Source organism: Streptomyces sp. NPDC000410 (assembly GCF_040300305.1).
Lineage (GTDB): Bacteria > Actinomycetota > Actinomycetes > Streptomycetales > Streptomycetaceae > Streptomyces.
On record NZ_JBEPDM010000008.1, the window covers coordinates 203,336 to 229,648 of the forward strand.

General features: G+C 70.4%; 27 protein-coding genes and 3 pseudogenes. 10 read left to right on the forward strand and 20 right to left on the reverse strand.

Annotated features, from left to right (window positions below):
* Positions 1-11 precede the first annotated feature (11 nt).
* From ABT342_RS13205 to ABT342_RS13230, 6 genes and pseudogenes are all read right to left on the reverse strand, one after another.
* Positions 12-1,223 (reverse strand): hypothetical protein, encoded by a 1,212-nt coding sequence (locus ABT342_RS13205; protein ID WP_351571485.1) that lies wholly within the window; start codon positions 1,221-1,223, stop codon positions 12-14.
* Complete coding sequence (locus ABT342_RS13210; RefSeq protein WP_351571488.1) at positions 1,220-2,035, reverse strand: SigE family RNA polymerase sigma factor; 816 nt, start codon at positions 2,033-2,035, stop codon at positions 1,220-1,222. Before ABT342_RS13210 ends, ABT342_RS13205 begins: the two co-directional genes overlap by 4 nt.
* Positions 2,036-2,539: 504 nt before the next feature.
* Positions 2,540-3,619, reverse strand: a pseudogene (locus ABT342_RS13215) (aspartate-semialdehyde dehydrogenase); the annotation flags it as partial.
* Positions 3,620-3,678: 59 nt separating this feature from the next.
* Positions 3,679-4,950, reverse strand: a complete 1,272-nt coding sequence (locus ABT342_RS13220) for an aspartate kinase (protein WP_351571491.1) — start codon at positions 4,948-4,950, stop codon at positions 3,679-3,681.
* A gap of 192 nt (positions 4,951-5,142) precedes the next feature.
* Positions 5,143-5,283, reverse strand: coding sequence for a hypothetical protein (locus ABT342_RS13225; RefSeq protein WP_351571494.1), 141 nt, complete (start codon positions 5,281-5,283; stop codon positions 5,143-5,145).
* A complete protein-coding gene (locus ABT342_RS13230; protein ID WP_351571497.1) occupies positions 5,283-5,639 on the reverse strand; it encodes a hypothetical protein in 357 nt (118 codons plus the stop codon). The genes ABT342_RS13225 and ABT342_RS13230 overlap by 1 nt, the downstream gene beginning before the upstream one ends.
* Here ABT342_RS13230 and ABT342_RS13235 point away from each other — a divergent pair.
* Positions 5,638-5,955 (forward strand): hypothetical protein, encoded by a 318-nt coding sequence (locus tag ABT342_RS13235; protein WP_351571500.1) that lies wholly within the window; start codon positions 5,638-5,640, stop codon positions 5,953-5,955. The genes ABT342_RS13230 and ABT342_RS13235 overlap by 2 nt on opposite strands.
* 156 nt (positions 5,956-6,111) lie before the next feature.
* On the opposite strand, the gene ABT342_RS13240 is transcribed toward ABT342_RS13235, so the two are convergent.
* From ABT342_RS13240 to ABT342_RS13250, 3 genes are all read right to left on the reverse strand, one after another.
* Positions 6,112-6,786 carry a DUF5063 domain-containing protein gene (locus tag ABT342_RS13240; RefSeq protein WP_351571503.1) on the reverse strand — a complete coding sequence of 225 codons (675 nt, stop codon included), beginning with the start codon at positions 6,784-6,786 and terminating at the stop codon, positions 6,112-6,114.
* Complete coding sequence (gene recR / locus ABT342_RS13245; protein ID WP_351571506.1) at positions 6,779-7,378, reverse strand: recombination mediator RecR; 600 nt, start codon at positions 7,376-7,378, stop codon at positions 6,779-6,781. The genes ABT342_RS13240 and recR overlap by 8 nt, the downstream gene beginning before the upstream one ends.
* Before the next feature lie 120 nt (positions 7,379-7,498).
* Positions 7,499-7,864, reverse strand: coding sequence for a YbaB/EbfC family nucleoid-associated protein (locus tag ABT342_RS13250; RefSeq protein WP_351571608.1), 366 nt, complete (start codon positions 7,862-7,864; stop codon positions 7,499-7,501).
* Between the two features lie 312 nt (positions 7,865-8,176).
* Here ABT342_RS13250 and ABT342_RS13255 point away from each other — a divergent pair, with 312 nt between their 5' ends.
* Positions 8,177-8,965: an SLATT domain-containing protein gene (locus ABT342_RS13255; protein WP_351571509.1), complete on the forward strand. Its 789-nt coding sequence runs from the start codon at positions 8,177-8,179 to the stop codon at positions 8,963-8,965.
* Positions 8,966-9,014: 49 nt separating this feature from the next.
* On the opposite strand, the gene ABT342_RS13260 is transcribed toward ABT342_RS13255, so the two are convergent.
* The 5 genes from ABT342_RS13260 to ABT342_RS13280 all read right to left on the reverse strand — a co-directional run bounded on the left by ABT342_RS13260 (position 9,015) and on the right by ABT342_RS13280 (position 15,806).
* A complete protein-coding gene (locus tag ABT342_RS13260) occupies positions 9,015-10,268 on the reverse strand; it encodes a hypothetical protein (protein WP_351571512.1) in 1,254 nt (417 codons plus the stop codon).
* Between the two features lie 220 nt (positions 10,269-10,488).
* Positions 10,489-11,139, reverse strand: a complete 651-nt coding sequence (locus ABT342_RS13265) for a putative DNA-mimic protein (RefSeq protein ID WP_351571611.1) — start codon at positions 11,137-11,139, stop codon at positions 10,489-10,491.
* Positions 11,140-11,250: 111 nt separating this feature from the next.
* The gene (locus tag ABT342_RS13270; RefSeq protein ID WP_351571515.1) at positions 11,251-11,931 is read right to left on the reverse strand and encodes a GntR family transcriptional regulator; all 681 of its coding nucleotides are present in this window, start codon (positions 11,929-11,931) and stop codon (positions 11,251-11,253) included.
* Between the two features lie 251 nt (positions 11,932-12,182).
* Positions 12,183-13,544 carry an aspartate aminotransferase family protein gene (locus ABT342_RS13275; protein WP_351571518.1) on the reverse strand — a complete coding sequence of 454 codons (1,362 nt, stop codon included), beginning with the start codon at positions 13,542-13,544 and terminating at the stop codon, positions 12,183-12,185.
* Between the two features lie 285 nt (positions 13,545-13,829).
* Entirely contained in the window at positions 13,830-15,806 is a 1,977-nt protein-coding gene (locus tag ABT342_RS13280; RefSeq protein WP_351571521.1) for a LamG-like jellyroll fold domain-containing protein, read from the reverse strand.
* A 232-nt stretch (positions 15,807-16,038) separates the two neighbouring features.
* Here ABT342_RS13280 and ABT342_RS13285 point away from each other — a divergent pair, with 232 nt between their 5' ends.
* Both ABT342_RS13285 and ABT342_RS13290 read left to right on the forward strand, forming a co-directional pair.
* On the forward strand, positions 16,039-16,626 hold the full coding sequence (locus ABT342_RS13285) for a DJ-1/PfpI family protein (RefSeq protein WP_351571524.1): 588 nt from the start codon (positions 16,039-16,041) through the stop codon (positions 16,624-16,626).
* 29 nt (positions 16,627-16,655) lie between these two features.
* Positions 16,656-17,081, forward strand: a complete 426-nt coding sequence (locus ABT342_RS13290) for a MarR family winged helix-turn-helix transcriptional regulator (protein WP_351571614.1) — start codon at positions 16,656-16,658, stop codon at positions 17,079-17,081.
* A 23-nt stretch (positions 17,082-17,104) separates the two neighbouring features.
* Here ABT342_RS13290 and ABT342_RS13295 read toward each other — a convergent pair.
* From ABT342_RS13295 to ABT342_RS13310, 4 genes and pseudogenes are all read right to left on the reverse strand, one after another.
* A pseudogene (locus ABT342_RS13295) lies at positions 17,105-17,215 on the reverse strand (VOC family protein); the annotation flags it as partial.
* On the reverse strand, positions 17,212-17,868 hold the full coding sequence (locus tag ABT342_RS13300) for a DUF998 domain-containing protein (protein ID WP_351571527.1): 657 nt from the start codon (positions 17,866-17,868) through the stop codon (positions 17,212-17,214). The pseudogene ABT342_RS13295 and the gene ABT342_RS13300, both read right to left, overlap by 4 nt.
* Positions 17,869-18,006: 138 nt before the next feature.
* Positions 18,007-19,146 carry a CapA family protein gene (locus ABT342_RS13305; RefSeq protein WP_351571530.1) on the reverse strand — a complete coding sequence of 380 codons (1,140 nt, stop codon included), beginning with the start codon at positions 19,144-19,146 and terminating at the stop codon, positions 18,007-18,009.
* 46 nt (positions 19,147-19,192) lie between these two features.
* The gene (locus ABT342_RS13310) at positions 19,193-20,242 is read right to left on the reverse strand and encodes a hypothetical protein (RefSeq protein WP_351571533.1); all 1,050 of its coding nucleotides are present in this window, start codon (positions 20,240-20,242) and stop codon (positions 19,193-19,195) included.
* 357 nt (positions 20,243-20,599) lie between these two features.
* Here ABT342_RS13310 and ABT342_RS13315 point away from each other — a divergent pair, with 357 nt between their 5' ends.
* Both ABT342_RS13315 and ABT342_RS13320 read left to right on the forward strand, forming a co-directional pair.
* Positions 20,600-21,571, forward strand: coding sequence for a class I SAM-dependent methyltransferase (locus tag ABT342_RS13315; protein WP_351571536.1), 972 nt, complete (start codon positions 20,600-20,602; stop codon positions 21,569-21,571).
* 63 nt (positions 21,572-21,634) lie between these two features.
* Positions 21,635-22,198 carry a YcxB family protein gene (locus tag ABT342_RS13320; RefSeq protein WP_351571538.1) on the forward strand — a complete coding sequence of 188 codons (564 nt, stop codon included), beginning with the start codon at positions 21,635-21,637 and terminating at the stop codon, positions 22,196-22,198.
* A gap of 4 nt (positions 22,199-22,202) precedes the next feature.
* Here ABT342_RS13320 and ABT342_RS13325 read toward each other — a convergent pair whose 3' ends face one another.
* Positions 22,203-22,613: a hypothetical protein gene (locus tag ABT342_RS13325; protein ID WP_351571540.1), complete on the reverse strand. Its 411-nt coding sequence runs from the start codon at positions 22,611-22,613 to the stop codon at positions 22,203-22,205.
* Between the two features lie 156 nt (positions 22,614-22,769).
* On the opposite strand from ABT342_RS13325, the gene ABT342_RS13330 reads away from it, so the two are divergent.
* The 4 genes from ABT342_RS13330 (at position 22,770) to ABT342_RS13345 (ending at position 25,702) form a co-directional block, all read left to right on the forward strand.
* Positions 22,770-23,606, forward strand: a complete 837-nt coding sequence (locus tag ABT342_RS13330; RefSeq protein WP_351571543.1) for a helix-turn-helix domain-containing protein — start codon at positions 22,770-22,772, stop codon at positions 23,604-23,606.
* Entirely contained in the window at positions 23,603-23,839 is a 237-nt protein-coding gene (locus tag ABT342_RS13335; RefSeq protein ID WP_351571545.1) for a DUF397 domain-containing protein, read from the forward strand. The genes ABT342_RS13330 and ABT342_RS13335 overlap by 4 nt, the downstream gene beginning before the upstream one ends.
* Before the next feature lie 105 nt (positions 23,840-23,944).
* Positions 23,945-24,829, forward strand: coding sequence for an RNA polymerase sigma factor SigJ (sigJ, locus tag ABT342_RS13340; protein ID WP_351571548.1), 885 nt, complete (start codon positions 23,945-23,947; stop codon positions 24,827-24,829).
* A 39-nt stretch (positions 24,830-24,868) separates the two neighbouring features.
* Positions 24,869-25,702, forward strand: coding sequence for a hypothetical protein (locus ABT342_RS13345; RefSeq protein ID WP_351571551.1), 834 nt, complete (start codon positions 24,869-24,871; stop codon positions 25,700-25,702).
* Between the two features lie 42 nt (positions 25,703-25,744).
* On the opposite strand, the pseudogene ABT342_RS13350 reads toward ABT342_RS13345, so the two are convergent.
* Positions 25,745-26,043 (reverse strand): annotated as a pseudogene (locus ABT342_RS13350) (transposase); the annotation flags it as partial.
* Between the last annotated feature and the right edge of the window lie 270 nt (positions 26,044-26,313).

Sequence of the window (26,313 nt, forward strand, 5' to 3'; positions counted from 1 at the left end):
GCGGCCCCCCGCTACGACGCGCTGATCACGTCCGTGCGGTAGATCGTGCCCGCGCAGGCGTTGGGGATCGTCGTCTCCGCGGTCGGCGCACCGGCCTCCGGGCTGTGGGACACCGTGATGCTGCCGTCCGCCGTGCCGCCGTCCTCGGTGGCGAGCTGGGGCTCGGTGTCGGTGGACGTCGTGCCGTCGGTCACGCCTGTCGCGCCGCCGTCCGTGGGCGTGGGGTCGGGGGACGCTCCGGTCGTGGGACAGGTCTCCGACGGGACGAAGGCGAACTTCACCTCGTAGGCATGCTCCGGCTCGAGGACCATCGCGTCGGTGGTCGACGAGGGGTCGGGCAGCCCGGTGGCGGCGTCGTCCGTCGTGTGCCCGACCACGCTGATCTTGTCGCGATCGGCCGCGCCCGTCGTCGCGAAGCCGACCGTGCCGATGCCGGTGATCGCGCAGCTGCCGGCGGAGACGTTGGTGACGCGGAACGTTCCGTACACCTTGCCCTCGGCGTCGGGCGCGGCCGCCTGCGCCGAGCTCGCGAGCTGTTCGGCCTGGCAGAGGGGCGTGGTGGCGGGGATGCTCGCGGTCGGATCGGCCGGGTGGCCCGGTGTCTCACCGCCGGTGCCGGTGCCCGGCGGCACCGGCTTGTGGGTCGTGCTCGGCACGCCCGGGGTGGGCGACCCCTTGGCCGAGGGGCTGCCGGTGCCCTTCTCCCCGCCGTCGTCGCCCGTTTCGCTGCCCGTGCCGCCCTGGGCCTGTTCGCCGTGGCCGGCGTTGACCGGGCGGTCCTCGGAGAGGACTCCGGAGCTCGCGACGTGGACGAAGGCCGGAACGGCGGTGCCGAGGAGGATCACGCTGGCAGCGAGCCCGACGAGGGCCTGGCGCTTGCGGGCCCGCCGCGCGGGGACCGCTCTGCGCAGGTGGTCGAGGGCGCCTTCGGTGGGCCGGAGGTCTCCGACGGCGCTCTGCAGCATCCGGCGCAGGGCCAGCTCGTCACCGTCACCGAGCCCGTCGTCGTCGTGCGTGTCGTTCAGCGGCCCGTGGTTCACAATTCCGTTTCCAGTCCGGTCGTTCAACGGCCCGTCCGGCCCGTACTGCTCAGCTCCCCGGACGCGATCGCGCTCGCGTTCGCGCTCGGGCCCGTGCTCCTGCTCGGGCCGTTCATGCTCGCGCTCGGGCCCGTGCTCCTGCTCGGGCCGTTCGCGCTCGTGCCCGCCTTCGTGCCTGCTCATGCGTTGGCCTCCATGGCGACACGCAGCGCCGCGATGCCACGCGAGCCGTACGCCTTCACCGAGCCCAGCGATATGCCGAGCGTCTCGGCGACCTGCGCCTCCGTCATGTCCGAGAAGTACCGCAGCACGAGGACTTCCCGCTGCCGCCGCTGGAGCCCGCGCATCGCCTTGATCAGCGCGTCCCGCTCCAGCTGGTCGTACGCGCCCTCCTCGGCGCTCGCCATGTCCGGCATCGGCTTGGTGAGCAGCTTCAGGCCGAGGATCCGGCGGCGCAGCGCGGAGCGCGACAGATTGACGACCGTCTGCCGGAGGTACGCAAGGGTCTTCTCCGGGTCCCGGACGCGTTTGCGTGCCGAGTGGACGCGGATGAAGGCCTCCTGGACGACGTCCTCGCAGGACGCGGTGTCGTCGAGCAGCAGAGCCGCGAGACCGAGCAGCGACCGGTAGTGAGCGCGATACGTCTCGGTGAGGTGGTCGACGGTCGTACCCGCTGCCATCGCGTCGTCAGCGCCCTCGCGCGGCGACGGGATGCCTGTGGAGCGGGAGCCGGAACCGGAACCGGAGCGGGTGGGACGCGCAGCGGGCACGGGGGCGATCACCGGCATGCCGCCGGGCGTGCGGGGCCGCCGAAGCGGGCGCACCGCGGCGCCTGGGACGGGGACCACGCCCGCACCGCGGAGCGGGACCACGCCCGGCGCACGGACGGGAACCATGCCCGTACCGCGGACGGGGACCACGCCCGGCGCGCGGACCGGGACCGCGGCCGCGCCGCGAACCGGGACCACGCGTGTGATGTCGAGTACCTCTGCCACGCCTGTTGGACACGCTTCCCCCCGTCAGGGTTGTACGCGCACGCCACCGCTTTTGACGATGCACCGTATGCCCTCATGCGTATTCGCTCTTCCCCAATGCCCCATATGTCGCGGTACCGTGAAGGGGCGACCGCAAAGACGCTCCCCGCCGGATCGCCGGTTGCGAGTTGGCGGGAATGCATCGTCGAACATGCCATCACCCCAGTTCAAGTGGCACATGCATGCGACTTGCTCACAGGGTGTTCACAGATCCTACAAAGATCCACAAAGGCGACGCTCGGAATTCCCCGGCACATCCCCCGACGATCAGATCTTCCCAGCGGTCGGACCATCCCCCGACCCGGCACTCCACCCAGCGGTCGGACCAGCAGCCGGTCCATCGGTCGGACCATCGGCCGACCCGGCACTCCACCCAGCGGTCGGACCAGCAGCCGGTCCATCGGTCGGACCATCGGCCGACCCGGCGCTCCGCCCAGCGGCCGACCCGGCGAACGGGCCGGAGAGCTGAGCGGCGATCGCCTCGGCGATCTGAGCCGTGTTCAGCGCCGCGCCCTTGCGCAGATTGTCGCCGCACACGAAGAGCTCGAGCGCCCGGCTGTCGTCCATGGACCGCCGGACCCGGCCCACCCAGGCAGGATCGGTGCCCACCACATCGGCGGGCGTGGGGAATTCACCCGCCCCCGGGTCGTCGACGAGCACGACACCCGGCGAGGTCGCGAGGATCTCATGGGCCCGGTCGACCGTGACCTCGTGTTCGAAGCGGGCGTGCACCGAAACCGAGTGCGCCGTGACGACCGGCACCCGCACGCACGTCGCGGAGACCCGCAGCTCCGGCAGTTCAAGGATCTTGCGGACCTCGGCCCGGATGGCCAGCTCCTCCGACGACCAGCCGTCCGCCGCGAGCGAACCGGCCCACGGCACGACGTTGAGCGCCACCGGGGCGGGGAACGGACCGGTGTCGTCACCCACGGCACGGCGTACGTCACCGGGGTGCGTGCCCAGCTCCGTACCCGCGACCAGGGAAAGCTGCGAGCGCAGCGCCTCGACGCCGGCCTGGCCCGCGCCGCTGACCGCCTGGTACGCGGCGACGATCAACTCGTCGGCACAGAACTCGGCGTGCAGCGCGCCGACCGCGACGATCATGGCCAGGGTCGTACAGCCGGGGCTCGCGACGATGCCGCGCGGACGGACCCGTACGGCATGCGGATTGATCTCGGGCACGACAAGAGGAACGTCCGGATCCAGCCGGAAAGCGGCCGAATTGTCCACGACCACCGCACCCTTGGCGGCGGCGACGGGTGCCCACTGGGCGGCCACATCGGCCGGTACCAGGAAGAGCGCTACGTCGATGCCCTCCAGGGCCTCCTCGCAGAGCGCGACGACCTCGGTCTCCTCGCCGCGCACGGCCAGCTTGCGGCCGGCCGAACGCGGCGAGGCGACGAGGCGTATCTCGCCCCAGACATCGGCGTGCTGCGACAGGATCTGCAGCATGACGGCGCCGACGGCGCCGGTCGCACCGACGACCGCGAGCCCGGGTTTGCCGCCCTTCTCGCGCACCGCGCCCATCGCGGCCGACGTGCCCATAGGGCCCGTCTCGCCCATCGCGCCCGTCATGCCCATCGCACCCATCGCGCTTACCGGGCCTACCGTCCGGTGCCTCCGTAGACGACCGCCTCGTCGGAGTCGGAGTCCAGCCCGAAGGCGGTGTGGACGGCCTGCACGGCTTCCTTCACATCATCCGCGCGCGTGACGACCGAGATGCGGATCTCGGAGGTCGAGATCAGCTCGATGTTCACGCTCGCCTCGGACAGCGCCTCGAAGAACGAAGCGGTCACGCCGGGGTTGGTCTTCATGCCCGCGCCGACCAGCGAGATCTTCGCGATCTGGTCGTCGTAGCGCAGCGACTCGAAGCCCACGACGGACTTGGTCCGCTCCAGCGCGTCGATCGCCTTGCGGCCCTCGGTCTTCGGGAGGGTGAAGGAGATGTCGGTCAGACCGGTCGCCGCCGCGGAGACGTTCTGGACGATCATGTCGATGTTGATCTCGTTGTCCGCGATGGTGCGGAAGATCGCGGCGGCCTCGCCCGGCTTGTCCGGCACACCGACGACGGTGATCTTCGCCTCGGAGGTGTCGTGGGCGACACCGGAGATGATGGCCTGCTCCACCTTGCGGTCCCCTTGCGGTTCGTTGCTGACCCAGGTGCCCGGGAGCCCCGAGAAGGACGACCGGACGTGGATCGGGATGTTGTAACGGCGTGCGTACTCGACGCACCGGTGCAGCAGCACCTTGGAACCGGAGCTGGCGAGCTCCAGCATGTCCTCGAAGGAGATCCAGTCGATCTTCCGGGCCTTCTTCACGACCCGCGGGTCGGCGGTGAAGACACCGTCGACGTCCGTGTAGATCTCACACACCTCGGCGTCCAGCGCCGCGGCCAGCGCGACGGCGGTCGTGTCCGACCCGCCGCGGCCGAGGGTGGTGATGTCCTTCTTGTCCTGGGACACGCCCTGGAAGCCGGCGACGATGGCGATGTTGCCCTCGTCCAGCGCCGTACGGATCCGGCCCGGCGTGACATCGATGATGCGCGCTTTGTTGTGGACCGAGTCGGTGATGACGCCTGCCTGGCTGCCGGTGAACGACTGGGCCTCGTGGCCCAGGTTTTTGATCGCCATGGCCAGCAGGGCCATGGAGATCCGCTCTCCGGCGGTCAGCAGCATGTCGAACTCACGCCCGGCAGGGATCGGGGATACCTGCTCGGCGAGATCGATCAGCTCGTCCGTCGTGTCGCCCATCGCCGACACCACGACGACCACCTGGTGGCCGTTCTTCTTGGCATCGACGATTCGCTTGGCGACGCGCTTGATGCCTTCGGCATCGGCAACGGAGGAGCCTCCGTACTTCTGCACGACAAGGCCCACGTGCGCTCCTCGCTCAGTCTTCGCCGCAGGCTCTCGTTCCTGCGGTCGGCTCAGTTTAACGAGCGGGCCGGGATCGCCCCCTATGTATCGCATCGTGAGATGTCCCGCTCACGACGTGATCATGTGCACGATCCCGGTACCCGCTCGGGCTGACGCCTGCCCGGGGTCCGCACGGGTACGCGGAATGTGGCCTCACTCACGTCGGCGTAGGGAGTTCACGTCGACGCGGGCAGTTCGCGTGGCCGTGATCGTGACCATGAGCGAGGTACGGACGGGGACAGCGGTCTCGTACGCCGCGCTCTCGGGGGCCGCCGTGTCCACCAGGCTGATCATCAGCGGCGTGGAGCCGGAGGGGCCCTTGGCGGCGGCGCGCAGGCGGAAGCGTTCGACGCGCGCGGCGTCGCGGGCGAGGGGGCGCCCGGCGGGACGAGACGGTGGGGCTGGACGTCGTCGGCGACACGGAGTTCGGCGGGCGCCCAGCGGCCGGTGGCGGGGTCACGGCGTTCGAGGACGAGGCCGTTCCGGTCGGGCGCCGGGCCGTCGCCCGAGCTGAGCAGCATCTCCGTCTGGAAGGCGACGGCGAGCCCGGCGTACACGCGAGTGTTGCCGTTGCGGGTGTGGACCGTGAATTCCTTGGCGGCGCCGCCGCGTGCGAGATCGATGCGGCCGGCGGCGGTGGAGGCGTACATGCCGAGGACGGTCGGCTCGGGGGGAGGCGAGGGCTTCACGGCGGCCGGTGCGGGCGGCGGGGTGGGCGCGGGTGTGGCCCGGGGTGCGGTCGGGGGTGCGGTCGGGGGTGCGGTCGGAAGCGGAGGCGGGGGCGACGCCGGCAGCGGCAGGGGCAGCGGCTGGGACGGCGACCGGGACGGTTCCGGCGACGAGGCCGCCGGAGCCGCGTCGTCGTCCGTCGGGCCGCAGCCCGCCAGCAGCGCGGCCGTCAGCACCAGGGCCGTGGCAGCTAAGCGCGTACGCCGTCTCACGTGGTCCGCTCACGCAGGCCCGTAGGGTCGAAGGCCCGTCAAGCCAGCAGCGCGGCGGGAGTGCCAGGGACACACGGAGGTCTCACTTCCGCCACGGAGGGGCTTCCGCTACGACGACCACGACGCGGCGGGCGTCCACGCCCGGCACGACGTCCCCGACATCCACGACGCCCCGGCGGCGTCACTGAGCGGGCGTACGCGCCTTCCGCAGCCCCAGCGGTCCCGCGATCTCCTCCGCCATGACCCGGCCCGCCTCCTCCGCGAGGTCGTCCTCGGCGAGGTCCTCGTCCGTGTCCAGCCCGTCCAGCTCCTGGAGCGGCTGGTCGAGGCGGACGTGCGAGACGAGGGACTGGAGGGCGCGCAGGGTGGCCGAGGCGGTCGGACCCCAGTTGGAGAAGTACGAGAACTGCCACCACCACAGCGCCTCGGTGGTGCGCCCCGCGCGGTAGTGGGCCAGGCCGTGGCCGAGGTCGGTGACGATGTCCGCGAGGTTGTCGGAGATCCGGCAGGCGACGGGCGCCCTGCGGGGCTCGTACGGGTCGAAGACCTCGGAGAACACGTCCACCGGGTCCAGGAGCACCGCGAACCGCTCGCGCAGTTCGTCGACCTCCAGGTCCGGACCGGTGTCCGTCTCGTACCGCTCGTCCGGGACGATGTCCTCGTGCGCGCCCAGCCGGCCGCCGGCGAGCAGCAGCTGCGAGACCTCCAGGAGGAGGAAGGGCACCGCGCTGTCGGGCTCGTCGCCCCTGGCCACTTCCGTGGTGGCGACGATGAAGCTCTCGATCGAGTCGGCGATCTGAACCGCGAAGTCGTCGGGGTCCAGGGGGGCGGAGTAGTGGCTCGTTGCGTCAGACATCGAGAAGTCGTCTCCCCTCGAAGGCACGCCCGAGCGTGACCTCGTCGGCGTATTCCAGATCGCCGCCAACGGGAAGTCCGCTGGCGAGGCGCGTCACCTTCAGCCCCATGGGCTTGATCATGCGCGCCAGGTACGTGGCGGTGGCCTCGCCCTCCAGGTTGGGGTCGGTCGCCAGGATCAGCTCGGTGACCGCGCCGTCCGCGAGCCGCGCGAGCAGTTCACGGATCCGCAGGTCGTCCGGGCCGACGCCCTCGATCGGGCTGATCGCGCCGCCCAGGACGTGGTAACGGCCGCGGAATTCACGCGTCCGCTCGATCGCCACGACGTCCTTGGGCTCCTCGACCACGCAGATGACCGCCGGGTCGCGGCGCGCGTCCCGGCAGATGTTGCACTGCTCCTGCTGCGCGACGTTGCCGCACACCGCGCAGAACCGGACCTTGTCCTTGACCTCGAGGAGGGCGTGGGCGAGGCGGCGGACGTCGGTCGGCTCGGCCTGGAGGATGTGGAAGGCGATCCGCTGCGCGCTCTTGGGACCGACGCCGGGCAGCCTGCCCAGTTCGTCGATGAGGTCCTGAACCACGCCTTCGTACAACGGAACGCCTCTCTGGGATTACTTCGATGGTTACGGTAGTGGCTGCGCGTACGCCGCAGAAGAGCCGCTCCAGAAGAGCCGCCCCGGAAAAGACCCGGAAGAGGCCCGGAAGGGGAGGGGTCAGAAGGGCAGTCCCGGGATACCGCCCCCGCCGCCCAGCCCCTGGGTGAGCGGGCCGAGCTTCTGCTGCTGCAACTGCTGCGCGTTCTCGTTCGCGGCCTGGACCGCGGCGACGACGAGATCGGCGAGGGTCTCGCCAAGCTCCTGCAAGGAAGACGCAGACTCGGGGTCGACGGCCTTGGGGTCGATGACGAGGCCGCGCAGCTCGCCGGAGCCGGTGACGGTCGCCTTCACGAGGCCGCCACCCGCCTGGCCCTCGACCTCGGTGGCCGCGAGCTCCTCCTGGGCGCGGGCGAGGTCCTGCTGCATCTTCTGGGCCTGCTGGAGCAACTGCTGCATATTGGGCTGACCACCACCGGGAATCACGGTCACTCCTGGCATTTCGACGACGATTGTTCGGTAAACCGAGCCTACGTGGTCATGGGGCGGCTCGCCCCGCCCAGTCGCCAGCAACTCTTTCGAGTGAGATCGAGGGCCCTCCCCTTACCCGACCAAGAACCCCGTGCAGGCGGAAATACCGGGATTTCGCCCCCACGGCCCACCATTCGGCGGTAGGAAGACCCTGCGCATCAGTACCCACGCATGCATCGCACGTCACGCAGGGTTAGCACGTTTACGTACGTAGTCACACACAGCAGTCACGTAGAGCAGCCACGCAGAGCGCAGAGGAGTGCCCCGGTGAGCCAGCCGGAGATGCAGCCTGGGGGGTCGGCCCGGGAGGAACGCGACCACGACCACAGCACCGGCAACGGGCGCGGGAACGTCAACGGGCGCGGGAACGGGCGTGGGCACCGGCACGGCGATCTCACCGGACGCCCCTTCCCGCTCGGCGACTGGGGCGAGCCGGCGGAGCGCCTCGACGAGCTGTACCGCTGGGTCGAGGCGGACGCGCTGCGCACCGCGGACTGGTATCTCTCGGACCGCGCGCGCAAACGCCGCTGGGCGCGGGCGCTGCGCCTCGGCACGGCGGCGGGCGTGATCGCGGGCGCCGCGCTGCCGCTGCTGGATCTGACGGACGTCCTGGCGGGCGCCGCCGGCTGGGGCTACCTGTCACTGCTCCTGGGCGCGGCCTGCCTCGCCTGCGACCGGTACTTCGGGCTGACCTCCGGCTGGATAAGAGGCGTCGCCACGGCCCAGGCGGTCCAGCGCCGCCTCCAGGCACTCCAGTTCGACTGGGCGTCGGAGAGCGTGCGGGAGGTGCTCGGCCCGACCGAGGGCACGGCGAGCGAGGCCGCCGAGCGCTGTCTGTCCGTACTACGCCGCTTCTCCGAGGACGTCACGGAGCTCGTCCGTGCCGAAACGACCGACTGGATGGTCGAATTCCGCTCCGGCCCGGCGCCGCTGATGATGCAGTCCGCGCCTCTCACCGCCCCTCGCCAGGACCCGGGCCACCCTTCAGGCCGCTTCCCCCTGCCCCCGCCGACCCGGCCGAACATGCCGAGACAGCGACCGCCGGAGCCGCGGTAGCGGCACACGCGACCCCGGCGGCCGTATGAGCCCACGCCGGTCGACCGCGTCAGCCGACGCAGCCGGCCACGGCGCCGTTGGGCGCGCAGTTGTTGGGACGGTTGCGCTCGAAGTCGGTCTGGTTGGCGGTGACCGTGGTGCCGGGGGTCTCGTAGACACCGCCGCCGTCGGCCACGGCACTGTTCTTGATCACCTTGGAACTGTGCAGAGCCGCAGTACCGGCGCCGTTGAACAGGCCGCCGCCCAGGGAACCCGCGGCGGTGGTCTTGTTCCCCTTGAGGACAGTCACATCGAACCGGGCAGTGCCGGAGTTCCAGACGCCGCCGCCCTGGTTGACGGCGGTGTTGTCCTCGATCGTGCTGCTCCGGACATTCAGCACGTTCTGACTGAAGATGCCGCCACCCTGATCGGTCGCGGTGTTCCCGCTGACCCGGCTGGAGCGAAGATTGAGGGTTGAGCCGCCGACATCACGGATGCCGCCGCCGTCGGCTCCTGAGCCGGTCGCCTTGTTCTTGGTCACACTGGTGGAGTTGAGGGTGGCAGTCGCGCTGACAAGGGCCACGCCGCCGCCGCCGGACGTGCCGGTGGCGGCGCCGGTGGCGGTGTTCCCCTTCACCTCGCTGTGGCTCAAGGTGGCGGTGGCGTTTTGGACGCCGACACCGCCTGCGATTCTGGCCGTGTTCTCGCTCACCTCGGTGCGCGAGAGGGAGAGACTTCCGAACGCGACGATGCCGCCGCCACCGTTACCGGCAGAGTTCTTCTTCACGCTGCTCGACGTGACGGTGACGGTGCTGCCACCGGGTCGCCCGTTGATGGCGCCGCCGTCGCCGCCGGCGTGGTTGTCGGTCAGGTGAGAGGCGTTGACGGCGAGCTCGGCCCCGCCCTGAACGAGGATGGCGCCACCGTTGCCGGCGCTGCCGTTGCGGAGCGTGAGGCGATTGAGGGTGAGGTCGCCGTTCGGGCCGAGGACCTCGAAGAAGCGGAACGCAGGGGTGCCGGCTGCGCTGGAGCGTTCGATGACGGTCTTCTTGTCACCATTGAGGGTGATGGCGGTGGTGATCTCGGGAAGGCCGTTGGGTCCGCCGACGGTGTTGGCGTCGGTGAGGGTGTACGTGCACTTCGGGGCCAGGTCGATCGTGCCGCCGCCCCCGTTGTTGGCATCGTTGATCGCCTGCCTGAGGGCCGCGACCGTGCAGTCGATGGGGACAGCGGCCCGTACGGCATGGGCGGCAGCGGCCGGGACGACAGCCAGGCCCACGGCCAGTGCCACCGCGGCACCACCCGCTCTCGCAACGAAACTCATGAACACTCCAGACATCAGGGAGCCCGGGACCCGGGGCGCCGGCGGTCAAGCACGGATGTGCCTGCCTGAAGTCAGACCTAGCCGGGTCCGGTGACGCGCTAACGGGCAATGCCGCCACGCGGAGCAACCGGGCGACGGCCCTTGGAACGGAGTCGGCCCCACCCGCCGTGTGCGGGTGGGGCCGAGGCGTACAGCGCAGGAGTCAGCTGAATCAGCCGAATCAGCTGAAGATGATCATCGAGCCCTGACCGAGGCTGCGCGTCGCCGCCGCGTGCAGGCCCAGCCAGACGTGGCGTTCACGCGCGAAGGGGTTGTCGTCGTAGGGGATCGGGCCCGCCGGTTCCTCGAGCGAGGTGGGGCGTTCCGGCGGGGCGGGGGCGGCCGGGGGGTTGGCGGGGTCGATGCCGAGGGCGGGGGCGACGAGTTCGAGTTCGCGCAGGAGGCCCTGTGCGGAGCCCAGGGGGCCGCCACCGGCGAGGAGTTCGTCGTTCGAGAGGGGGGCCGGGAAGTCCACGGGGACGTAGGCGCCCGCGTGGTCGTAGTGCCAGACCAGGTGGGACTGCTGGGCCGTCGGCTCGAACATCTCCAGGAGCTGTTCGTAGTCGCCGCCCAGTTCGTCGACCGGTGTCACGGGCAGGCCGCACAGCTGGAGCAGATACGCCCGGCGCAGGAAGTGCAGGGCGTCGTAGTCGAACCCGGCGACGGGAGCGACGTCGCCGGAGAGGCCCGGCATGTAGGCGAAGACGGGAATGGTGGGCAGGCCGGCATCGGTGAGGGCCTTGTCGTACGTCGCGATCTCTTCGGCGAAGGGGTTGTCGGGGCTGTGGCACAGCACATCGACGAGGGGGACCAGCCAGAGGTCACAGGCCAAGACGAGCTCGCTCTCCATCGGGGCAATGCGGTGCGATGCGGTGCGCTACGCGGGCGTACGGATTCGTGCGATGGTCGGGACAGCGTAGTGCTACCGGGCTTACCCGCACAGTCAGGACGTACGCCGCTCCAGGCTGTCCGCCCACCTCAGGGCGAGGTCGTTGTACGACATGATCACCGCGAGCACCGCCTCGCAGTCCCCGAGGGTGACCGCGTCGACGAGCTCCTCGTGGCCGCTCCACAGCCACACGTGCATGTCGCTCTCGCCTCGCAGGTGCGGTACCGCGAAGACCCAGGCCTGGACGCGGAGCCGGTGCAGGAAGTCGGCGACGTAACGGTTCGCCACCTGGGCGCCGAGCTCCCGCCAGAAGCGGAGGTCGTACCCGATGAGCACGTTCAGGTCACCGGAGCGGGCGGCCCGTGCGGCCTCCTCGGCGCGGCGGCGGATCGAGACGAGGGCCGGGCCGTGTGCGGCGTTGGCGCGCGGGGGGCCGTCCTTGCGGAAGATGCCGTCCACGATGAGGGAGCGGGCCTCGACCATGCCCCGGAAGTCATCGATGGAGAACCGGTGCACCTGGAAGCCGCGGTGCTGGTGGGAGTCGAGCAGGCCCTGCCCGGTGAGGTCCACGAGCGCTTCCCTGACGGGCGTCGCGGAGACGCCGTACGTCGCGGCGATCTCCTTGACCGTGAACTCCTCGCCGGGCTGGAGACGCCCCGCGAGCACCTCGTCACGCAGCGCGTCGGCGATCTGCTGCCGCAGGGTGTTGCGGGTGACAGCTCCGCTCGCGGGCATGGTGTCCGCCCTCTCCGTCCGGTTCCGGACACCTTAAGCCAGGTGGGGGGCGGGGTTGCAGGAGCGTTACGTCACGGTGCGTGCGGGGGCCTGCGGCGGGTGGGGAGGGGGGCGCCTGCGGCGGGCTCGCTCTCCCCGCCCCGCCCCTTCCCACAACTGGGGCGCTGCCCCAGACCCCGTTACGGGGGCTCCGCCCCCGAACCCCCGCGCCTCAAACGCCGGCGGGGCTGAATCGCGGAGCCCCCGGACATTTACGCCACGTGCTCGTCCGCCACCGTCAGGGCCGCGTCCAGGGCCGACAGGCCCTCCTTGGTCTCCGCCTCGGTGATGTTGCAGGCCGGGACGGCGTGCGTGCGGTTCATGTTGATGAAGGGCCAGAGGCCGTTCTTCTTGCAGGCCGCGCCGAAGGCCGCCATCGGGGCGTTCGCCTCGCCCGCCGCGTTGTACGGGACGAGCGGCTCACGCGTCTCGCGGTTCCGTACGAGGTCGAGGGCCCAGAAGACGCCCAGGCCGCGCACCTCGCCGACCGACGGGTGGCGCTCGGCGAGGTCGCGCAGGCCGGGGCCGAGGACGTTCTCGCCGATGTGGGCGGCGTGCTCGACGACCTTCTCGTCCTCCATCACCTGGATGGTGGCGACGGCGGCGGCGCAGGCCAGCGGGTGGCCGGAGTAGGTGAGCCCGCCCGGGTACGGCCGCTTGTCGAAGGTCGCGGCGATCTCGGCGGAGATCGCGACGCCGCCGAGGGGCACGTAGCCCGAGTTGACGCCCTTGGCGAAGGTCAGCAGGTCCGGTACGACGTCGAAGTGCTCGGCCGCGAACCACTTGCCCGTACGCCCGAAGCCGGCCATGACCTCGTCCAGGATGAAGACGATCCCGTAGCGGTCGCAGATCTCGCGGACGCCCGCGAGATAGCCGGGCGGCGGGATCATGATGCCGGCGGTGCCCGGGACGGACTCCAGGATGATCGCGGCGATGGACGCCGGGCCCTCGAAGGCGATCGTGTCCTCCAGGTGCTGGAGGGCCCGCTCGCACTCCTCCGCCTCCGTGGTGGCGTAGAAGGGCGAGCGGTACAGGAACGGCGCCCAGAAGTGGACGACGCCGGCGGAGGCCGTGTCGGAGGCCCAGCGGCGCGGGTCGCCGGTCAGGTTGATCGCGGTGGAGGTGGCGCCGTGGTACGAGCGGTAGGCGGAGAGCAGCTTCGTACGGCCCGTGTGCAGCCGGGCCATGCGGACGGCGTTCTCGACGGCCTCGGCTCCACCGTTGGTGAAGAAGATCTTGTCGAGGTCACCGGGGGTGCGCTCGGCTATGAGGCGTGCGGCCTCGGAGCGTACGTCGATGGCGAAGGCGGGCGCGAAGGTCGTCATCTTCGCGGCCTGCTCCTGGATCGCGGCGACGACCCTCGGGTGCTGGTAGCCGATGTTGGTGTAGACGAGGCCGCTGGTGAAGTCGAGGTAGCGGTTGCCCTCGTAGTCCCAGAAGTACGAACCCTCGGCGCCGGCCACGGCGAGCGGGTCGATCAGGGCCTGGGCGGACCATGAGTGGAAGACGTGCGCACGGTCGGCGGCCTTGACTGCCGCGCCGGTCTGCGGATCGGGTTCGACATGAGGGGTCATGACGAACAGGGTAAAGAGCCGCAGGTGGGGGCCGACATGGCCACCTTGTATGGCCTCGGCCACTTTGGTGGGCAAGATGTCGGGCCGTCCGGCCCCCGCAGCCCCCGGGAGCCCGTCGCAAGGCCCCACGGAGGCCTTCACCAAGGCCTCCGCCGAGCCCCACGGAGGCCCTGCGGAGCCCGCCGCGGCCGGGAGCCCGGTCGCGGCCGGCCGCCCCGCCGGAACCTCCGAAGATCGGGGAGGTCCCGGCGGGGCGCGTGCCGGGTGCGCGAGTGGGCCGGCTGTTTACCAGACGGCGGTCAGGCCGAGGCGGAGCCGTTCGTTGGCTTCGGCGATCTCGACGGATCCATTCCGTACGCCGGCGGCCTCGTCCGCGTCCAGGGCCTTGTCGTAGATCCGGATCTCGTCCAGTGCCCCGTTGAAGAAGTCCACGTGGTCGGGCCGTGCCCCCACGTGGATCTCGAAGGGTCCCTTGGGGCTGATGTCACCGGCCGCGGCGGGCGCGGGAGCAGCCTTGGTGTCGTCGACCGACAGGTGCAGCTGTCCGCCCTCCCGCTTGAACTGCACGTGGTGCCAGAACCCGTCGTTGAACGGCTTCTCGATCCTGACCTCGGCGTAGGCCTTGCCGGTGTTGATGACCCCGCGGATCGCGCCGGTCTTGGCCGAGGTCGGCTCGGCCTTGATGAAGAACTGCTGTGCACCGTCGCCGGCGCCGTAACCCCACACCAGGGGGTGGCCGCCGCTCACGGCCTTGTACCGGAACCAGGCCGTCACGGTGAAGTCGCCCTGCCCGAGGTCGAGGTCCGGGGAGCAGGAGGACAGGCGCAGGTAGTCGTCCTTGCCGTCGAAGGCCAGGGCGTTGCCGCCCGAGCGGTCGGCCGGGACCGGGTCGCCGTGCACCGCCGCGTCGTCGCGGTGGAAGCGCTGGTCGCCCTTGTCGTCGTCGTCGACGGCCGCGTCGGTGGTGCGCGGCTGGCGTACGCGCACCTGTGAGGCCGCCGCGTTGATCTCGGACACCTTGTAGGAGGTGAAGTGGATGTTGCCGTGGGACGTGTTGGTGGCCGTCTCGTAGACCAGCCCGACGGCGCCGTCGGAGAGCAGGGTCATGTCGGAGTAGCCGGTACGCCCCGTGGAGACCATCGTGCCGGTCCCGGGCCACTTCTCGGCCGCGGTGCCGGCCTTGGCGAGTTCGCCGTCGACGGCGGAGCGGATGGCCAGGGCCTGGCGGTCGGTGACCGACCCGCCCAGGCGGGACGGCGCCGAGAAGAGGATCTGGTCGCTGGTCCCGCCCAGGTCCTTGGGCGGCAGCCGCAGCAGTGATCCGTAGACCGGAGGGGCGTCCAGCAGCGGTACGGGGGTGAACGGCGTGGCGAACTTCTCGCCGCCCTCCGTGCTCCTCGCCGACAGCCGCCGCTCGTTGGATCCGCAGTTGTGCTTGGAGCGGGCGTTGACGTACAGGGAGCCGTCGGTCAGCTCCGCCACCGCCATCTCCCCCGGGAACGGCACGGGCTTGACTCCGGGCTCGGGGGCGGGGTTCGGGACCTCGTACACCGCTCCCATCCTCCAGGTCAGCCCTCCGTCATCGCTGAGGTAGAGCTGCCCTCCGGCCTTGTCGTCCTTCCGGTCCACGGTCGTCTTCGGGTTCCCGTCGTCCGTGCCCGCGTTGTCGTCGTGGTCGCCGGTGATCACGAGGCGGCCGTGCTGGGGACCGCGGGTCAGCTGGATACCGCGGCCGGGGCCGACGGACACCCAGGTCCAGTTCTTGCCCTTGAGGTGGTCCAGGGACGCGCCGGGCCGCCAGTTCCGGCCGTCGTCGACGCTGTGCACCACGTGCAGGGTCCGGGGACCGCGCCCGTCCTCCCAGGTGCCGGTGGCGTACATCAGGGACACGCGGCCCGTCACCCCGTCGACGACCGGTACGGGATTCCCGTTGGCGAGCTCGTCGTCCTTGCCGACCACGACGATCAGCCCTTGCCACGTCGCCCCGCCGTCGAGCGAGCGCTTCATGACGATGTCGTTGTGCCCCGCGTCGTCGCACCCGCCCTTGCGCCCCTCGGCGAACGCCAGGAGCGTTCCCGAGCGCGTCGTGACGAGCGCGGGGATCCGGAAGCAGGTGTACCCCTCGGTGCCGACCTTGAACGGGGTGGACGAGGGCCGGGCGGCCGCAGGGTCGGCGTCGGCCGCGGGTCCGGACGGCACGACGGCGACCGCCGCCGCGGCGACCACGGACAGAACCAGCGCGCACAGGAGGCCCATCAGCATGGGCCGGGCTCTGCGCGGCCGCAAAGAATGATCATTTGGCATGGGCCACATCATCGCTCGCCGTCCGCCACCCGTCGCCGCCCCACATCGTCCATCTCCCTGGCGACGGGATGGTCGGAAGCTCCGACAACTCCCCTGCGGCATCCGGCCGTTGCCCGAGAGCCATTGACAGTAGGCTGTCGACATGACAGATTACTGTCATCAACGGATCCGGAGCCGACGGAGGCCCACCATGACCGTTCATCTCGCCGTGTACGACACCTTCGCCGACTGGGAGACCGGTCACGCCACCGCCTGGCTCGCCCGGACGGGCCACACCGTGCGGACCGTCGGCCCGGACGCCACCACCGCCGTCACCACCATCGGCGGCCTGCGCGTCCAGCCCGAGCTCGCCCTCGACGACCTGAAGCCCGAGGACAGCGAGCTGCTCATCCTCACCGGCGCCGACCTCTGGGACAGCGGCGACGACCTCGCGCCCTTCGCCCGCAAGGCCCGCGAGTTCCTCGACGCCGGCGTGCCCGTCGCGGCGATCTGCGGGGCGACCGCCGGGCTGGCGCGGGAGGGGCTGCTGGACGACCGTAAGCACACCAGCGCGGTGTCGTTCTATCTCGCGGCCACCGGCTACAAGGGCGGCGAGCAGTACGTCGAGGCCGACGCCGTCACCGACGGGGACCTGATCACCGCCGGCCCGACCGAGCCGGTCGCCTTCGCCCGCGAGGTGCTGGGCAAGCTGGGCTCGTTCGAGGGGAAGAAGCTCGACGCCTGGTACCGCCTCTTCCACGACTCCGACCCGACCGCGTACGAGGAGCTGGAGTCGTGACCCGCGGCGCGACGCGGGCCCGGCAGGACATGCTCGCCGCCACCGCCCTCGGCATCTTCCGGCTCAACGGACAGTTCCTCGCCGTCTCCGAGGACCTCGCCCGCCCGGCAGGCCTGACGGCCGCCTGGTGGCAGGTCCTCGGGGCCGTCCTCCGCGAGCCGCTGCCCGTGGCCGGGATCGCCCGCCAGATGGGCATCACCCGGCAGAGCGTGCAGCGGATCGCGGACCTGCTGGCCGACAAGGGCCTCGCCGAGTACGTCCCGAACCCGGCCCACCGCCGCGCCAAGCTCCTGCGCCCCACCGAGGAGGGCCGCGCGGCCGTCGCGAAGATCGACCCCGGCCACGCGGACCTGGCCACCCGGCTCGCGGCCGAGCTGGGCGACGAGGGCTTCGCCGAGACCGTACGGGTCCTGGAACGGCTCAGCGCGGCGATGGACGCGCTGGAGGCCTCCTAGCGGACATCCCTTCACGACTTCCTGCCGCCGACGGGTCCGACGCAGGAGGTCACGCCGGGGCTGGAGGCACTCCGGCCGAGTGCCTCCAGCCAGAACCGGCCGACCGGCGAGCCGTCAAGAGCCTTCGTGTTCACCTGGACAGGTCGGGGCCACGGCGGAAGGCCGGCCCGCGTCGCTGCACGTATCGGCCGAGGAGACCCAGCAGGACCACCTCACAGCCGAGCAGCAGGCGTTCCACCAAGCCGATCAGTTCCCGGTCGCCCGGGCCCGCCGAGTAGGCCATCACCACGGCACCGGCCAGCGCTGCCCACGACAGTGCACGCAGCGATCGGGCCGTCCGCCTGGCGTGGTGATCGGCGTCGAGCCGCCGGGCCAGAAGGAGTCCGACGGCCGGCAGCGCGACGAACGCGGCGATGGAGGCGTAGCGATGCACATGGGCCGGCGTGCTCAACTCCGTGACGAGCGGGTCGGTCGGGACCACAGCGGCAACGACGACCCCCACGGCCCACACCGCCAGCAGGACGGACGGCAGGCCGCGCAGGGAGGGAAGACGTATGTGCCCCACCACGAGCAAGGCCAACGAGGCCACCCCCAGCAAGGCCATCATCGTCTCGATCGGGCCTCCACGGTCCAGGGCGGCGAAGTCGCTGATGGTCAAGGAGAAGGGGCTGAGGCCAGGATCCGTATCCGCGGGGACCCACAAGGCCGCAGCCACCGCCAGAGCGACGACGATCCACACGGCAGGGGCGAGGAAGTCGCTGAAGGAACGGAGGCTCGAAATCTTCACGCACTCATGCTCGGCTCTCGGAACACACCACAGCCTCCGGGCCCACCCCGAAACATCCCTGACCCGAACCCCGACCGGGATCCGGGACCGTAGGGTCCCCCTCGCTGCTCCGGGACGGGCGTCCCGGAGCAGCGAGCCCTAAACGCCCGACGCCGCCCGCGACCACCGCAGCGTCAGATACCCGTCCCCGCTCAGCTCCGGCTCCACCTGCGTCCCGAACGCCCGCCCCGCCCTGCTCAGCACCTCGCACAGCCACCCCGCGTCCGCCGCCGACGCGTGCTCCAGCCGCATCCGCCGCGCACGCATCGGCGCGATCCGCAGGGCCGCCAGCTCGCCCGTGGCCGGGTCCAGCGACGGGAAGTACATCAGCCGCAGGTCGTCGCGGTAGCGCTCGTAGCCCGAGATGCCCTCGTAGTCGTCGATGAGGTCGCCGCAGCCGTACAGGATCAGCTTTCCCCGGTAGACCTGGACGGGGCGCGGGTGGTGGGAGGAGTGGCCGTGGACGATGTCCACTCCCCCGTCGATGAGCCGGCGCGCGAAGGCGGTCTGGCTCTGCGAGACGGCGTAGCCCCAGTTCGATCCCCAGTGGATCGAGACGACGGACAGGTCGCCCTCCCGCCGCACCTGCCGCAGCCGCCGTACGAGATCGTCGGCGCTACGGGCCGACAGGTCGGGTACGAAGTCCACGCCCGGCCGGTCCTGCGTCGCCGCCCACCGCGAGGGGATCCCGGCGGACGCCATCCCGCACGACAGCACCAGTACGCGCCCCCCGCCCGCGAGCTCGATCGCGACCGGCCGCCGCGCCTCCGCCGCGTCCCGCCCCGCCCCCGCCGGGCCGAGCCCCGCCCCGCGCAGCAGATCCACGGTCTCCTCCAGGCCGCCGCGCCCGAAGTCGAGCACGTGGTTGTTCGCCAGCGCGCAGACATCGGGCCGGGCGGCGGCCAGGAAGGGCAGGTTGTCGGGGTGCATCCGGTACGTCACGGCCTTGCCCGGCGCGAAGGCGTCGCTCGTCGTGACGCTGCTCTCCAGGTCGATGACGCGCGCGTCGGGCCGCAGGGCGTTCAGTACGTCCAGAGCGGCCCCCCACGGCCAGGCGTAGTCCACGGGCCGGGGGATCTCCCCGTTGACGGACTCCGCGAGCGAGACGTAGTCGCGTGCGTCCCGGATGTAGCCCTCCCGCAGCGCCGGATCGCCGGGGTGCGGGAGGATCTGGTCGACACCCCGGCCCGGCATGACGTCACCGCAGAGGAAGAGGGTGACGAGGCCCTGGCCGCCCATGCCGACAATTTTCGCACCGGTCGGCTGTTGGCGGGGGTTCCGGCCGCTACAGCTTGACGGCGTACACGTACCGGCTGAAGGGCGCCCTCGGGTCGTCCGGCCCCGGGTTGTCCGGCCGTACGTCGTTCGCGTACTCACCCAGCGTCCACAGCGCACCGGCGCCGGAGCCGTCGTAACTCAGGTCCTCGCAGCCGATGTTCAGGCCGGACCTGCGCTTCGGTCCATCGACCCAGCTCTCCTTCCAGCGGCGCAGTTCCCCGCGCGTCGTGGATCCGCGGCTGGTGGTCAGGTAGTACGTGGAGCGGACCTTGACCGCGCCCTGCGTGCTTGTTCCCCCCGGCACCGCGGCGGCCCACTCCGCCTGCGGCCGCAGCTTGCCGTCCTCGAAGGGCCAGCGGACCAGCCGGGGCCTGCCGTCCCTGTCGAACTCGCTGACGAGCAGACCGGGGCCGCTCTCCGTCGTCCGGTCCACGGAGACCTGGGAGACGGTGAGGGTCGGGGCGCTGCCCACCCAGTCGTAGCCGAAGCTCTGCGGCAGGACGTACTCGTATCCGAAGGCGTGGAACGTCTTCCCGTCCGGCTGCCGGCCGATGCCGCTCCCCCTGGCGACCTTGAAGAACTTCTGCAGGTCGAAGACCCTGATGCCCCGCTTGCCGCTGTCGGCGATGTACAGGTCGTTGCCGTACCGGGCGATGCCACCGGCGTGGATGTCCGTCGCTCCGAAGTCGTCCCGCACCTCTCCCTGCTCGTCCCGCTCCGAGAACGGTTCGACCAGCAGCGCGTGGCGGTACGTGATCGCCCCGGACGCGGACCAGTTGACGACGGTGAGCCTGGCTCCCTGCCTGCGCGCACCGGGACGGGCGTACCAGGACACCAGCAGGGTCTTCGCGGGGCTGCGTCCGTCGCCGTCGTAGTCCTGGGTGATGCCCTGCGGCCGCCACCGCTTGTCCCTGAAGTCGTCGAAGTCCCACTTGAACGCGTATCCGGGGTGGAGCCGCTCCGGTTCCTTGTCGGGGCGGACCCTGCTGCCGGGGTGGCCGGTCGGCGTCGGCCATCGGGAGACCCGTTCCGCGGTCCGGTTCGCCGCCCCGGCCACGGCGGCGAGGGGGACGGCGGGGCCGAGGTCGGGCGCGGCGCGAACAGCGGATCGCGCGGCCTGAGCCCCTGGGGCGCGGCGGCCGCCGTGGACGGCACCAGCAGCCCGCCGGCCGCTGCGGCGAAGGGGGCCGCCGCCAGGCCCGTCAGTAACGCTCTCCTTGTGGTGTCCATGGCGATGGACGGTAGGAGCGGAGCGTGCGGCTCGGCACCCCTCGCTCTGTCCGGGACACGTCCGGGACACGCACCCGGCAGGCATCCGGCACGCACCCGGGCCTCCACCCGGCCGACGGCTCTCGCCTCGCCGACCCGGACATCGGCACCTAACCTGAGCAAAACGATCCATACCGACGGGTGGGTGAGCGTGTTGTTCGGACCCAGGAAGACCTCCACCTACAAGGGCACGTCCCCTGAGGCGATCCGCCATCACTACGACTTCCTGGGCGACTTCTACCAGCTCACCCTGGGGCCCGAGCGCGTGTACTCCCTCGCGATGTGGGAGCCGGGCGACACGCTCGAATCGGCCCAGCTGCGCAAACTCGACCACCACGCACGGGCCGCGAACGCCGTGGGCGCGGAACGTGTGCTCGATGTCGGCTGCGGCTGGGGCAGCCTCATGCGGCGGTTGGTGGAGACCCACGACGTCAAGCACGTCGTCGGCATCACCATGAGCCCCGGAAACGCGGCGTGGATTCGCGAGCAGAATTGGCCGCATTGCGAAACCCGGGTCGAGAATTGGTACGACCACAAGCCCGATGCGCCGTACGACGCCATCATCGCCATCGAGGCGATCGAACACTTCGCGGGCAACACGGTGTGGCGGTCCAAGCGCGTCGCCCGCTACCGCGAGTTCTTCCGGAGCAGCCACGCCTGGCTCCGGGCGGGCGGGCGGATGTCCGTGCAGACCAACGCCTGGAATACGCACGGGTGGTTCGCGGCCATGGTGATGCCGACGAACGGCGAGAACGGTCAGAACGGGCGGAGTGGGCGCCGCCCCGGCCTCAAGGACCTCTCCGACGGCATCAAGAACATCCGGGAGGGCCTGCACGCGTCGCGCAAGGTGTTCCCCGAGTGCTTCGTGCCGACGCTCGGCGAACTGACCCAGGCGAGCCGGGGTCTGTTCAGGGTCATGGACGTGCGCAACGACCGGGCGGACGGCATCGCGACCCTGGAGAGCTGGGTGGAGCGGGCGGAGGCGAACCGTGCGCGGGGCGCGGAACTGATCGGCGCGGAAGCGGTCGACGACATCATCAGGGAAGAGCGCGCGGCGCTGAAGTTCATGCGCGAGGGACGCTCCACGTCGCTCCGGATGGTCTTCGAGAAGATCTGACCGCCCCGCTACGGCAGCCGTCGGCCGGTTAGGATCCCCGGATTGCCGTACGAGGGAGGGGCCGTGGCCGAGGGAACGAGCAGCGGGGAAGTCGGGCACGGACAGGCGGTGGAACAGGCGGTGGAACTGGTCTACCGCCCGACCCTGGACGATGTGAACCAAGCTCTCCGGGCGAGGTTGAAGCGGTCCCTGGGCTGGCGCTTCGCCTGGGTACTGGGCATCTTCTGCTACGTGATCTTCGGCCTCCTCATGCTGCTGATGCTGGTGACCGGCCGGGGTCTCGGCGAGATGCCGCACGCGGTGTGGGTGGCGATGATCGTCCTCCCGCTCACGCTCTGGGGGACCCCGTGGCTGCAGGCCCGGGCCGTGGCGAAGCACGCCGAGCAGCAGGGCGAGTTCCGGGTGTCCGTCGACGACACGGGCATCCGTATCACCAACGAGAGCAGTTCCGCCCGGTACGAGTGGCAGGGCTGGGGCCGCTACGCCGAGACGGATGGCGTCTTCGTCCTGCTCAGCCGGGACAAGGCGGGCGTCGGCATGATGGCCCTGCCGAAGCGGGGCGTGACCGGGCCGGGCGATGCGGACCAGCTGCGAGCGTTCCTCGACCGGCACCTCACCCGCATGTGACCGGCTAATCCAGGAGTTCGATCGCCGCCGCGCGCAGCAGTAGCGGGTGCACGAAGTGGCGGTCGTCGGCGGCGGGCGGTGACCACCAGGCCAGGGGCCAGGTCGGCCCCCGCAGCGCCGGTACGGGTACGTAACCGAAGCAGCCGGACGCCGAGTTCAGCCGGGTCACGCCTCGTGGCCAGGACCGGTGGGCGGTGGTGCCCGGGGGGAGCAGGAAGTAGACGGCGCGGGCTCCGTTGGCCTCGGTGACGATGGGGCCGGGGTCGCCGCCGGTCATGCGGTGGAGGAAGTCGGCGAGGCGGCGGCCGTCGTCGCCGTCGATGCGTACGGCGTCGAATTGCACACCGGCCTTTCGGAGCTGGAATCCGGATTCGGGGATCCAGGCGAGGTTCGCCTCGCGACTTTGCGTATTCACAACTTCACTGTGGCCGCTTCCGGTTAGCGTTTTCCATGACAACGACAGGGCGTCGCAGGTCAGTTGACCTGCAATAACGTCCTTGATCCGAGTCGAATTCGGCGACGATCAGTTGAGACCGGTTGAGTCCGGTTGAGTCGAATGGAGAGACGCGAAATGGCGAAAGCCGAAAACAAGGAAACGGCGGGTCCGACGGCGAGGATGGTGGCGAATCTCGCGCGCAGGTTGCGTATCCGGAAGGGGTGGACACAGGAGCGGCTCGGCACGGAACTCGGCTTCACGGCGGCGGCGGTGAGCGCCATGGAGACGTTGGCGCAGCCGGCGAGCGACCAGATGCTGGTCGAGCTGGAGCGGGTGCTCGGGGACGGGCTGGAGATCTTCGAGGACGCGCGGGAGCCGATGCGGCTGGAGAAGTACCCGCCGCAGTTCAAGAACTACGCGGCGCTGGAGCAGAAGGCGCTGGTGCTGCGGCTGTACGCGGTGCTCGTCATCCACGGTCTCTTCCAGACGGAGGAGTACGCGCGGGCGCTGATCGGAGGCGGTTATCCGCCGCTGCCCGAGCAGCGGGTGGACCAGCTGGTCGAGGCGCGGATGGCGCGTAAGGCGCTGTTCGACCGGGTGCCGGTGGCGACGATCGAACTGGTGCTGGAGGAGTCCGTGCTGCGGCGGGAGATCGGCAGCAAGGAGATCATGCGGCGGCAGTTGCTGCACCTCGCGGAGTGCGCGAGGCGGCGCAACGTCACGGTCCAGGTGCTGCCGCTGGACTGCGGTCTCAGCGGTGAGCACGCGGGCGACCGGGGCGGAATGACCCTGATCGAGACCCCGGATCACGACCACCTGGTCTACCTGGAGCCCCAGGACGAGAGCCTGCTGATCAAGGACCCCGGAAAGGTGAGTACGTACGCCCAGCGGTATGCGAGGATCCGGGCACAGGCCCTGGATCCTCGCGAATCGCTGGGCCTCATCGAACGGTTGGCAGGAGAGCATCAATGACCAACACTCTGCGGTGGTTCAAGTCCAGCTACAGCAGCTCCAGCGGCGGCGAGTGCGTCGAAGTCGCCTTCGACTGGCGCAAGTCTTCGTACAGCAGCGACAGCGGCGGCGAGTGCGTCGAGGTCGCCGCCTGCCCCCACACCATCCACATCCGTGACTCCAAGGTCACCGACGGGCCCACCTTCGCCGTGGACCCGGCCGCCTGGACGACGTTCCTCTCCTGGGCGGAGTGACCCGACCGTGCGGGGCGCCGCCGCGCCCCGTACCGTTCCATGATTTTTCTCTCTCCCGATCAGTTCGTCACTTCACCGACGGCTCGGACCGGGAGGGTGTGGCCCATGAACGACATCGAATTTCTCGCCGAGCGCTTCGAGGCGCACCGGGGACACCTGAGAGCCGTGGCGTACCGGATGCTCGGCTCCCTGAGCGAGGCCGAGGACGCCGTACAGGACGCGTGGTTCCGGCTCGGCCGCTCGGATGTGAGCGAGGTCGAGAACCTCGGAGGCTGGCTCACGACGGTCGTGGGGCGCGTATGCCTGGACATGCTGCGCTCGCGTACGTCCCGGCGTGAGGACCCGCTCGACTTCTACCTCCCCGACCCGGTCGTGAGCGCCATCGACGGCACCGACCCGGAGCACGAGGCGCTCGTCACCGACTCGGTCGGGCTGGCGATGCTCATCGTGCTGGACACGCTCCAGCCCGCCGAGCGGCTGGCCTTCGTCCTGCACGACATGTTCGCCGTGCCCTTCGACGAGATCGCGCCCATCGTGGACCGCACCCCGGCGGCCACCCGCCAGCTCGCCAGCCGCGCGCGGCGGCGGGTACAGGACGCCACTCCGGATCCCGAGCCCGATCTGCTCCGGCAGCGGAAGGTCGTGGAGGCCTTCACCGCCGCCGCGCGCGGGGGCGACTTCGAGGCGCTGGTCTCGCTCCTCGACCCGGACGTCGTCCTCCGCGTCGACGGCGGCGTCCTGGCCGTCGGCGCGTCGAAGCTGATCCGGGGCGCCGAGGCGGTCGGCAGCCAGGCGATCATGTACCAGCGCCTCGTACCGGATTCGCGTCTCGTGCTCGTCAACGGCGCCGTGGGCGCGGTCACCGCGCCCCAGGGCAAGGTCTTCTCGCTCGTCGCCTACACCGTCGCGCGCGACAGGATCGTCCGCATGGACATCCTGGCGGACCCGGAACGGCTGAAGAAGCTGGACCTGTCGGGCTTGAGCGACTAGGGCGCGTATTGAGTCGTGATCGCTTCCGGGCCGCACTGCATGATCGACGTCGATGAGTTCGGGAATCGCTACGAGCCCGCTTGGGGCTCCCCTGGAGCGGCCTTCGGATGGGGGGAGGAGCGTTCGTGCAAGCATGTGGGCGATCAACGTTCGAAAGGCGAAAAGGTGACCCCACACATTCGACGCGCCACCCAACTGGGTGCCTCGCTGACGCTGTTGGTCGTCACGGCGTGCGGTAGCGGTGACGCCTGGACGCCGCCGCAGACTCGAGGGGAGGCGCAAGAGGCCGCGCGGCGGACGGCTCTTCAGCCCGAGCAGTGGGGCAAGGGGTTTGAGCGCGCGGACGACTACGAAGTCACCGAGGTGGCCGTGGGCCGACCCGACAAGGACTGCCGCTGGCACCGGGACCCGGGCTATGAGCAGCCCAACCTGCTGGGCCTCGCGCGCATTGTCCACGTCGTCAGTCCCGATGATCGCGATGTCGACACCGCCCAGGCGAACTCGACCGTCATGGCGCACGATCACGAGTCCACGGCGCTTTCTCAGATGGACGGAATGCGGGACGCCCTTGAGCGCTGCAAGAGCTGGGAGTACAGCGACGCTCAGCGTTACGGCGACATTCGTTCCGTGAGCATCGAGACCAGCGGTGCGGACGAAGTGCTTGCCTGGTCGGCAACAGACAAGGACACACGCCGATCCGATGACGGTGACGCAACGAATTGGCACGTCACCGAGGTCATGGCTCGTAAGGGGCCCGTGATCCTCAGCGCCCACATCACCGGAGACCCGGACGTCCACAGCACGGACGCGTTGTGGGACTACGTCACTTCCGCGATGGACGAGATGATGGCCCGTCTGACCAGCGAGGGTTGACGCAGCCCCGCCCCGCCGTCCAAGGCGCATACTGAGTCGTGATCATCGGCTGGTCCGTGTGAGGTCTTTGATCCAGATGATCGAGGCGCGGAGCTGGAGGCCGGCGAGGTGGCTTTCGGGGGTCTTGTCGTATCGGGTGGCTATGCCGCGCCAGGCCTTCAGCTTGTTGATCAGGCGCTCGACGGTGTTCCGCTCTCCTTGTAGAGGTCGGCGTCGTGGCTGACGGGCCGGCCACCCCTGCGGCCCTTCTTCCTCCGGTTGGCGGCCTGGTCCTTCTCCGGGATGACCGCCTTGATGTTCCGTTGGCGCAGGTAGGCGCGGTTGCCGCGGGAGGAGTACGCCTAATGGGAAGCAAAGGCCGGCGGGTGCTGGCCTTCGTGGGCGCGAGCCGAGCCTTTGAGTATGCCCGGGCCTGAGAGCTCTGTTGACAAGACGAGGCTGGCTCGCGCCCAGCAGTTCGGGCAGGAGTGTTCGGAATCAGTCGTGGTTCGTTCTGCAGTGGCCTCGAAGAGGGCCTGAAGCTTCCCCTTGATCGTGGGCACCTGGAGACTGGGATCTTGAGGTTCCAGAGGAAGTAGCACCAGGTGGGAAGCAAGTACACGAAGCGGTAC

Bases quoted from the DNA above. Each gene is read 5' to 3' on its own strand.
- ABT342_RS13285 (WP_351571524.1), top strand. From the start codon at position 16,039: ATGACCGTTCATCTCGCCGTGTACGACACCTTCGCCGACTGGGAGACC.
- ABT342_RS13275 (WP_351571518.1), bottom strand. From the start codon at position 13,544: ATGACCCCTCATGTCGAACCCGATCCGCAGACCGGCGCGGCAGTCAAG.
- ABT342_RS13305 (WP_351571530.1), bottom strand. From the start codon at position 19,146: ATGGGCGGCCAGGGCCTCGTCACCCTCTTCCTCTGCGGTGACGTCATG.
- ABT342_RS13235 (WP_351571500.1), top strand. From the start codon at position 5,638: ATGCCGAGGACGGTCGGCTCGGGGGGAGGCGAGGGCTTCACGGCGGCC.
- ABT342_RS13335 (WP_351571545.1), top strand. From the start codon at position 23,603: ATGACCAACACTCTGCGGTGGTTCAAGTCCAGCTACAGCAGCTCCAGC.
- ABT342_RS13205 (WP_351571485.1), bottom strand. From the start codon at position 1,223: ATGAGCAGGCACGAAGGCGGGCACGAGCGCGAACGGCCCGAGCAGGAG.
- ABT342_RS13240 (WP_351571503.1), bottom strand. From the start codon at position 6,786: ATGTCTGACGCAACGAGCCACTACTCCGCCCCCCTGGACCCCGACGAC.
- ABT342_RS13345 (WP_351571551.1), top strand. From the start codon at position 24,869: ATGATCGACGTCGATGAGTTCGGGAATCGCTACGAGCCCGCTTGGGGC.
- ABT342_RS13230 (WP_351571497.1), bottom strand. From the start codon at position 5,639: ATGTACGCCTCCACCGCCGCCGGCCGCATCGATCTCGCACGCGGCGGC.
- ABT342_RS13280 (WP_351571521.1), bottom strand. From the start codon at position 15,806: ATGCTGATGGGCCTCCTGTGCGCGCTGGTTCTGTCCGTGGTCGCCGCG.
- ABT342_RS13270 (WP_351571515.1), bottom strand. From the start codon at position 11,931: ATGCCCGCGAGCGGAGCTGTCACCCGCAACACCCTGCGGCAGCAGATC.
- ABT342_RS13330 (WP_351571543.1), top strand. From the start codon at position 22,770: ATGGCGAAAGCCGAAAACAAGGAAACGGCGGGTCCGACGGCGAGGATG.
- sigJ (WP_351571548.1), top strand. From the start codon at position 23,945: ATGAACGACATCGAATTTCTCGCCGAGCGCTTCGAGGCGCACCGGGGA.
- ABT342_RS13290 (WP_351571614.1), top strand. From the start codon at position 16,656: ATGCTCGCCGCCACCGCCCTCGGCATCTTCCGGCTCAACGGACAGTTC.
- ABT342_RS13260 (WP_351571512.1), bottom strand. From the start codon at position 10,268: ATGAGTTTCGTTGCGAGAGCGGGTGGTGCCGCGGTGGCACTGGCCGTG.
- ABT342_RS13225 (WP_351571494.1), bottom strand. From the start codon at position 5,283: ATGATCAGCCTGGTGGACACGGCGGCCCCCGAGAGCGCGGCGTACGAG.